This is a genomic window from Paracoccus sp. MKU1 (genome assembly GCF_001447385.1).
Lineage (GTDB): Bacteria > Pseudomonadota > Alphaproteobacteria > Rhodobacterales > Rhodobacteraceae > Paracoccus.
The window spans coordinates 1-7104 of the sequence record NZ_LLWQ01000153.1; the positions used below are offsets into that span (position 1 = coordinate 1).

The 7104-nt window shown below is 66.1% G+C and carries 10 protein-coding genes; 4 read left to right on the forward strand and 6 right to left on the reverse strand.

From position 1 onward, the window contains the following. Nucleotides 1-141: 141 nt before the first annotated feature. Nucleotides 142-507, reverse strand: coding sequence for an ethanolamine utilization protein EutQ (locus tag AQY21_RS10560; RefSeq protein WP_058097626.1), 366 nt, complete (start codon nucleotides 505-507; stop codon nucleotides 142-144). 103 nt (nucleotides 508-610) lie between these two features. Here AQY21_RS10560 and AQY21_RS10565 point away from each other — a divergent pair, with 103 nt between their 5' ends. Next, the gene (locus AQY21_RS10565) at nucleotides 611-1300 is read left to right on the forward strand and encodes a TetR/AcrR family transcriptional regulator (RefSeq protein WP_058097627.1); all 690 of its coding nucleotides are present in this window, start codon (nucleotides 611-613) and stop codon (nucleotides 1298-1300) included. Nucleotides 1301-1453: 153 nt separating this feature from the next. Here the strand turns inward: AQY21_RS10565 and AQY21_RS10570 are convergent, their stop codons facing one another. Together AQY21_RS10570 and AQY21_RS10575 are read right to left on the reverse strand one after the other, a co-directional pair. Then, nucleotides 1454-1870 (reverse strand): ribbon-helix-helix protein, CopG family, encoded by a 417-nt coding sequence (locus AQY21_RS10570; protein WP_058097628.1) that lies wholly within the window; start codon nucleotides 1868-1870, stop codon nucleotides 1454-1456. 3 nt (nucleotides 1871-1873) lie between these two features. Further along, nucleotides 1874-3895: a conjugal transfer protein TraG gene (locus tag AQY21_RS10575; protein WP_058097629.1), complete on the reverse strand. Its 2022-nt coding sequence runs from the start codon at nucleotides 3893-3895 to the stop codon at nucleotides 1874-1876. A gap of 206 nt (nucleotides 3896-4101) precedes the next feature. On the opposite strand from AQY21_RS10575, the gene AQY21_RS10580 reads away from it, so the two are divergent. The 3 genes from AQY21_RS10580 to AQY21_RS10590 are packed head-to-tail and all read left to right on the forward strand — an operon-like array spanning nucleotide 4102 to nucleotide 5195. After that, entirely contained in the window at nucleotides 4102-4296 is a 195-nt protein-coding gene (locus AQY21_RS10580; protein ID WP_058097630.1) for a type II toxin-antitoxin system VapB family antitoxin, read from the forward strand. Further along, a complete protein-coding gene (locus AQY21_RS10585) occupies nucleotides 4293-4658 on the forward strand; it encodes a type II toxin-antitoxin system VapC family toxin (protein WP_058097631.1) in 366 nt (121 codons plus the stop codon). The genes AQY21_RS10580 and AQY21_RS10585 overlap by 4 nt, the downstream gene beginning before the upstream one ends. Nucleotides 4659-4661: 3 nt before the next feature. Continuing rightward, complete coding sequence (locus AQY21_RS10590; RefSeq protein ID WP_058097632.1) at nucleotides 4662-5195, forward strand: hydrolase; 534 nt, start codon at nucleotides 4662-4664, stop codon at nucleotides 5193-5195. 69 nt (nucleotides 5196-5264) lie between these two features. Here the strand turns inward: AQY21_RS10590 and AQY21_RS10595 are convergent, their stop codons facing one another. From AQY21_RS10595 to AQY21_RS10605, 3 genes are all read right to left on the reverse strand, one after another. Then, nucleotides 5265-5699, reverse strand: coding sequence for a PIN domain-containing protein (locus AQY21_RS10595; RefSeq protein ID WP_058097633.1), 435 nt, complete (start codon nucleotides 5697-5699; stop codon nucleotides 5265-5267). Nucleotides 5700-5702: 3 nt separating this feature from the next. Continuing rightward, on the reverse strand, nucleotides 5703-5954 hold the full coding sequence (locus AQY21_RS10600; protein ID WP_058097634.1) for a type II toxin-antitoxin system Phd/YefM family antitoxin: 252 nt from the start codon (nucleotides 5952-5954) through the stop codon (nucleotides 5703-5705). Between the two features lie 109 nt (nucleotides 5955-6063). Continuing rightward, nucleotides 6064-7104, reverse strand: a 1041-nt coding sequence (locus tag AQY21_RS10605; RefSeq protein ID WP_152988194.1) for a DUF3363 domain-containing protein, incomplete at its 5' end; no start/stop codon positions are given.

Consider the following 7104-nt stretch of genomic DNA (forward strand, 5'->3'; position numbering starts at 1 on the left):
CACCCAACCCGGCATAACCCGCGCCGATCACCACGACGTCTGCGGTGATGTCTTTGGACAGCGGCGGCCTGGGCTGGCGTGGCGGCAAAAGCGCGGACCAGCCATTGCTGCGGTCATCCTTGGGAAGCAGCGAGATCCGCGTCATGCGGCGGTCCCTGTGACCCAGCTTGCCGGCTGGAGACTGTAGAACACCAGCGCATCGACCGAGATATAGCGCACCTCGGTGCCGGCGGGCAGCCAGATCGTGTCCATGGGCCCGGCCTCGAACCGGCCTTGCGGCGTTTCGACCGCGAATGTCCCCGAGATGACCAGGATCAGCTCGTCGTATTTGACCTGCCAGGGAATGTCCGCATCCCGGAACCTCGCGAAGCCGCCCGCAAGCTCGCTGCGATCCGCAAGGCCGGCGACCTCCACGACCTCGGCCATCGCGGGATAGGCGAAACGCGGCTGGAAATGCAGGTCGGAAAAGCGGTGCAGGCGCGGCGGCGCCTTGTCGGCATTCGTCATCTTTCTCTTCCCCCCGGACATCCCATCTGTTCTGGTGCAGAAAGCAATCGCCCAACACCATACAGTGGTGTATTGGAAGATACAGACGTGTATGGAGCAGTCAATGAAAAAACGCCAGCTGATAGAGCGTGTCAGCAAGGAAGCCGAGGAGGATCACGCCCAGCCCCGGCTGACACGCGCGGACTGGCTGGAAAAAGCCCTGGAAATGCTGATCGAGAACGGCATCGACGCGGTCAGGATCACCCGGCTTGCGGATCTGCTGAGGGTGACGCGCGGCAGCTTCTACTGGCACTTTGCCGACCGTAACGAATTGCTGGAGGCCATGCTGGAAGTGTGGCAGCAGTCCAACACGGCCAGCATCATCCAAGCCGCGACTGCGCCGGGCACGCTTCAGGACCGCATCCTGGCCCTGTTCATCTGCTGGCTGGATCCCGAACTGTTCGATCCGCGGCTCGACTTCGCCGTGCGCGACTGGGCGCGGGGCGATGCCGCGCTTCAGGCGGTCATCGCGCAGTCGGACCAGCAGCGCATGGACGCGCTGATCGCCATGTTCGCGGCCCATGGCTTTGCCGAACGCCAGGCGATCATCCGGGCCCGCAACTTCTATTATACGCAGATGGGATATTACGCGCTGAACGTGCGAGAGCCGCTGTCGGTGCGGCTGTCCTATGTCGCCACCTATTTCGAGACCTATACCGACGAAAAGCTGGACCCGCAGGCAGAGGCCGACTTTCGCCAGAAGATCATCGCGCGAAGGGATCTGTGGGGCGACGAGCGCATACCTGCTCGTTGATCGAGCCGATGCATGCGCGCTTGGTTCGATTTAGGCTGGAAGAGGATATCGCGGCCTGAATACGGTTCTCAGATTTGCCATCCAATTGGTCTGTCGTTTTGACCCATCGGATTCCATGGCAGGAATTCCTGCAATGCCCGCCGGTGCGTCCAATCACGCCTGATCAGAATCGCCCGGCACCTCCTGCCGCAGTCTCGGGCCGCTGACGAGACGCCGGCCGAGGGCCTCAAGGAACCGGTCGTAGCGTTCGCCGCCCTGCGCCCGCGACGCAGCATCGGGCGGTGCCGGGGTCGCGGTCAGCCAAGATCGCATGAAGATCGCGAAGGCCTCGTTGGCAATGCCGATGTCGCGCTCCAGCCGCTGGATACTGCGGTCGATGCGGTCGAGCCGCCGGGTCAGGGCCGCCTCCTGCCGCTCGTCGGCATCGGGGGTAAGGAAGGAGGCGATGGCCGCTTCGGCGACGAGGGAGCGGGATTTCCCGCGCCGGTCGGCATAGTCGGCCAGCAGCAGCATCAGTTCGGGGTCCAGATAGATCGAGAGGCGTTTCTTCTTATCGGCATGTTCCGGCATGGCTCAAAGTTCCAACCCATCGTTCTGATTCATCGAGATCTGGCGCGCGACCCGGCGCATGTCGCGCACCAGCCCCCGATTGCGGACCGCCTGCCGCTCCGAAGCATCGAAGTCCGGATCGAATTCGTTCTGCGGCGGCGCAACCGGTTCGGGCACGATGTCCTGATACGGCTCCAACCCCGGTTCGCGGCGCAGCCCGGCATTGTCCGAGTACCCGGACGAATTGGTGTCGACGTGGGCAAGCGCGGCATTCGGCACGGCGGCGGCATCAGCCCCCTGCCCCGCATCCGGCCTTGGCGGCTGCAGTCCGGTCCAATCATCCGGCAGCGCGGATCGCACCATCTCGCGCGGATCGGGCGGCGACAGCATCCGCTCCCTGAAGCGCGGATCGGCATAGTAGCGCGCCTTCCTGGCCCGGATCGGCGGGGTGCCGGCGACCATGACGATCTCGTCCTCCGGCGGCAGCTGCATCACCTCGCCGGGGGTGAGCAGCGGCCGGGCGGTCTCGGAGCGCGAGACCATGATGTGACCCAGCCAGGGCGAGAGGCGATGCCCGGCATAGTTCTTCATCGCCTTCATCTCGGTGGCGGTGCCGAGCGCGTCGGAGACTCTTTTGGCGGTCCTCTCGTCATTGGTGGCGAAGCTGACCCGGACATGGCAATTGTCGAGGATCGAATTGTTCGGGCCATAGGCCTTCTCGATCTGGTTCAGTGACTGGGCGATCAGGAAGGACTTGATGCCGTATCCGGCCATGAAGGCCAGGGCGGATTCGAAGAAATCCAGCCGGCCGAGGGCCGGGAATTCGTCGAGCAGCATCAGCACCCGGTGCCTGCGGTCCTTGGCATGCAAGTCCTCGGTCAACCTGCGGCCGATCTGGTTCAGCACCAGCCGGATCAGCGGCTTGGTGCGCGAGATATCCGAGGGCGGCACCACCAGATAGAGCGTCGAGGGTTTTTCCGCCGCGATCAGATCGGCGATGCGCCAGTCGCAGCGGCTGGTGACCTGAGCGACGACCGGATCGCGATAGAGGCCGAGGAAGGACATCGCCGTCGACAGCACGCCGGAGCGTTCGTTCTCGGACTTGTTCAAGAGTTCCCGCGCCGCGCTGGCGATCACCGGATGCGGGCCGGCCTCGCCCAGATGCGGGGTCCTCATCATCGCCGCGAGCGTCGCCTCGATCGAGCGGCGCGGATCGGAGAGGAAGGCGGCGACACGGGCCAGGGTCTTGTCCTCCTCGGCATAAAGCACATGCAGGATCACCCCGACCAGCAGGGCGTGGCTGGTTTTTTCCCAATGGTTGCGCTTTTCCAACGAACCCTCGGGATCGACCAGGATATCGGCGATGTTTTGGACGTCGCGCACTTCCCATTCGCCGCGCCGGACTTCGAGCAACGGGTTGTAGGCGGCGGACCGGGCATTGGTCGGGTCGAACAGCAGCACCCGGCCATGTTTCGCCCTGAACCCGGCCGTCAGCTGCCAGTTCTCGCCCTTGATGTCGTGGACGATGGCCGAGCCGGGCCAGGTCAGCAAAGTCGGCACCACCAGCCCGACGCCCTTGCCGGAGCGGGTCGGCGCGAAACAAAGCACATGCTCCGGCCCGTCATGGCGCAGGTAGTCCTGCTCGTATCGGCCCAGCACCACGCCGTCGGGGCCGAGCAGCCCGGCCCGCTCGATCTCGGACCGCTCCGCCCAACGCGCCGAGCCGTAGGTGTCGACGTCGGCAGCCTCGCGGGCGCGCATCACCGAGAGGGTGATGGCGGTGCCGATGGCGAGGAAGCCGCCCGAGGCGGCGATGATGCCGCCCTCGATGAAGATGCGCGGGGCATAGGCGTCATAAAAGTACCACCACCAGAACAGCGCCGGCGGGTAGTAGATCGGGATGCCCCGGATCTCGAACCAGGCCGGGCCGAGCTGTGGCTGGAAGCCGAGCCGCCAGGCCGTCCATTGCGTGCCAGACCAGACGAAGATCAGCACGATCAGGAAGACCACGGTGATCTGGCCCCAGAGGATCTTCGTGCCGGACAAGGTGGTTCCAGCCTCCATGCAGGTATCCGATAGATCGAGGAAAACCCAGCCAACACAGGTTGCAACAGCTATCCGTGAGCCGTTCGCAGCCCGTCGCAGAGCAGCGTAAAAATACCGGCAGGCTGCGGCGCGCAGGCTTCCTGCGATGCATCGCAATCGGCACCTGATGATGCTATATTCGATGCATCGCTTTCGGAGGCATCATCATGCGCACGACCCTGAACCTCGACGACGACCTGCTGCGGCAAGCCCATGACCTCACCGGCATCGGCGAGAAGGCCGTCCTGGTGCGCGAGGGACTGAAGGCCCTGATCGAGCGCGAGAGCGCTCGGCGGCTCGCCCTGCTCGGTGGCAGCGATAAACGCGCCACGGTGGCTCCCCGCCGGCAGCCGGCGCCGTGATCCTCGTCGATACCTCGGTCTGGATCGACCACCTGCGCGACGGCGATGCGGAACTGGCCGATCTGCTGAATGCCGGGCTGGTGCTGGCGCATCCCTTCGTCATCGGCGAACTGGCGCTCGGCAGCCTCAAGGACCGGGAAACCGTCATCGCCGCGATGCAGGGATTGCCGCAGGCGCCCGTGGCCAGCCATGCCGAGGTGATGGCATTGATCGACGCGCGGCGGCTTTTCAGCCTCGGCATCGGCTATGTCGATGCGCATCTGATCGCCGCCATCCTGCTCGCCCCCGGCACCACGCTCTGGACCCGCGACCGGCGGCTGAGCGCGGCGGCAAAACGCATCGACCTTCTCCCGAAAGGATGACCCATGTCCCTGATCGACCCCGCCCGCTCGCTGCTTCTGCTGATCGACTTCCAGGCCCGTCTGATGCCTGCCATGCACGAGGCCGAAGCTGCCCTGCGCAATGCCGGCCGGCTTCTGGAGGCGGCCCGGATGCTCGGCGTTCCAGGCCTGCTGACCGAGCAGAACCCGAAAGGCCTGGGGCCGACCATCGAAGAATTGCCCACCGGCGATGCTCCGGTGGTGGCGAAGCAGTCCTTCGGGGCTTGCGGCGAAGATGGCTTTGCGGATCGCGTCCCGGCCGCCGCACAGGTCATCGTCGCAGGCTGGGAAGCGCATGTCTGCGTGCTGCAGACGGTGCTGGGGCTGCTGGAGGCCGGGCATCAGGTCCATGTGGTGCGCGACGCGATCGGATCGCGGCAGCCGGAGAGCAAGGAGACGGCGATCCGCCGGATGGAGCTCCATGGGGCAGAGATCGTCACCACGGAAATGGTGCTGTTCGAGTGGCTGCGCACCGCAACGCATCCGCGCTTCCGCGAGGTGGCGACCCTGATCCGGTAGAGTGGCATTCAGAAATACAGGCGCATACGGTCGACAACCGGCCAGCGCGGCAGCAGCCAAGCCAAGCCGCTATGCGGGCAATTCCTTCAGCGGATTGGCGTAGGGCACGCCGAGCGGCGCGAAATGCCGCTCGTTGGCGGTCAGCACCGTCAGGCCGTGCGCGGCCGCCGTCGCGGCGATGGCGATATCCTCGAAGCCCGGATCATGGGCGCGCGCCCAGTCGAGAATCGCCCCGGCCTGACGAGCCTCCGCGATACCAAAGGGCAGGATCCGGCTGGCATAAAAATGCTCGATCGCGGCGAGCCAGCGGCGCAACGCCGGGGCCTTGGCGCTGGCGCCGATCCTGATCGCCCGGGCGATGCCGGCCTCGATCTCGGCGATGGTAATGGCCGAGAGGTAGAGCCGGTCGCTATGTGCGCGCATCCAGGCGGCGAGGGCCTCGGCATCGGCGTCGCGCCTCGTCGGCGCGGAGGCCGAGAGAATGTTGGTGTCGAGCAGGTACAAGGGTCAGAGGTCCGTATCCCGCAGCGCCCGCGCAGGCTTGCGGCTGCGTTCGGGAATATCCTCGGGCTCTCCGGGGAAGGCGAGCAGCAGATCGGCGAAATCCGGTACCCGGGAGATGCGCTGCCATTCCTCGAAGGAGAGCAGCACCGCCTCCTTGCGGCCATGCCGGGTGATGACCGTCGGCTCGCCGGCCACGGCCTGATCGACCACGGCTGACAGCGTCGCCTTAGCATCCCTGAGCTGGAGTTCCTTCATGGCCGATCCTCGCTATGACTATATGTAGTCATATAAGGCGGTCATGTCGTCCGTCAAGGCAGATGCATCGGCGCCCCACGCCCTGAAGGGCTGGAAGTCACTAGCGGTCTCACAACCCGAGCCCGCGCTTGCGGCCGAAGCTCCAGTCCACGCCGCCATTGCCGCGGGCGACACCGGAGACATGCTGTCCCAAGTGCCGTTCGAGCGAAGGCGTCCAGGGCACCAGCTTGAAGCCCAGCCTGTCGTCGATCATGGCGAAACGGCCCGAGGCCAGGGCGAAGCGCCGGCGGTAAGAGCCCGCCACATGATCGCCGGTGTTCGCCCGGTCGTAGGCCATGCCGGTCTCGGCGGCGATCTTTTCGGCCAGCGCACCGATCTCGCGCTCGCGCAGCCGGTCGAGCAGCCGGCGCGCGAAGACCACGCGGCTGCCCTGCCGCTCGGCCAAACCCTCCTCGATCAGATGTTCCGCACGCCGCTTCATCGCCTGCCGCACCTCGGCGCCGAAACCGGCCTCCGACAGCGGCACGGGATCGCGAGAGACCGCCTGCCGATCCAGCCATGTGGCACCGCTCGCGGTCACCTGGGCGCGGATATCCAGATCGGAGCGGACGGCCAGCGCGGTGCGGCGCACGCCCTTCGCATCCTCGTATCTGCGCAACTCGACGATGGAGCCGGGGGCGCTGTCGCCGGCGGCGTCGAAATGCGGCAGCCGGATGTGATGGGTGCGGCCATCGACGCCGTCGATCACCGCATAGGCCGTGCCCTTCAGCCCGTCGTCATGGCCGCGCTCGACCAGCCGGCCGAGGATCGGACCATCGGCCTTCTCGCTGGCAAAGACATAGTCGGCGACCCCACGCTCGATCCCCTGCCCCGACAGCGCCCGATGGATGCGCTTGATGATGTCGCCGCGCTCGCCGAGGTCGCGCAGCACGGTCTCGGCTTCGGGCCGGATCACCCATTGCGCCTGCCCGACCTGATCGGCCAGGCCGAGGCGTTCCAGATGCCGCAACCGGCCGACCTTCTGCGGCAGGTAATCGTCGCGCGGACCCTCGATGCCCGGCGCCATGTCGATGACGCCGGACTTGCCGGCATCCCGGAGAAGCTGGCGGTCGAGCGCGATCCAGCGCTCCGCCTCGACCTGCCGCATCAG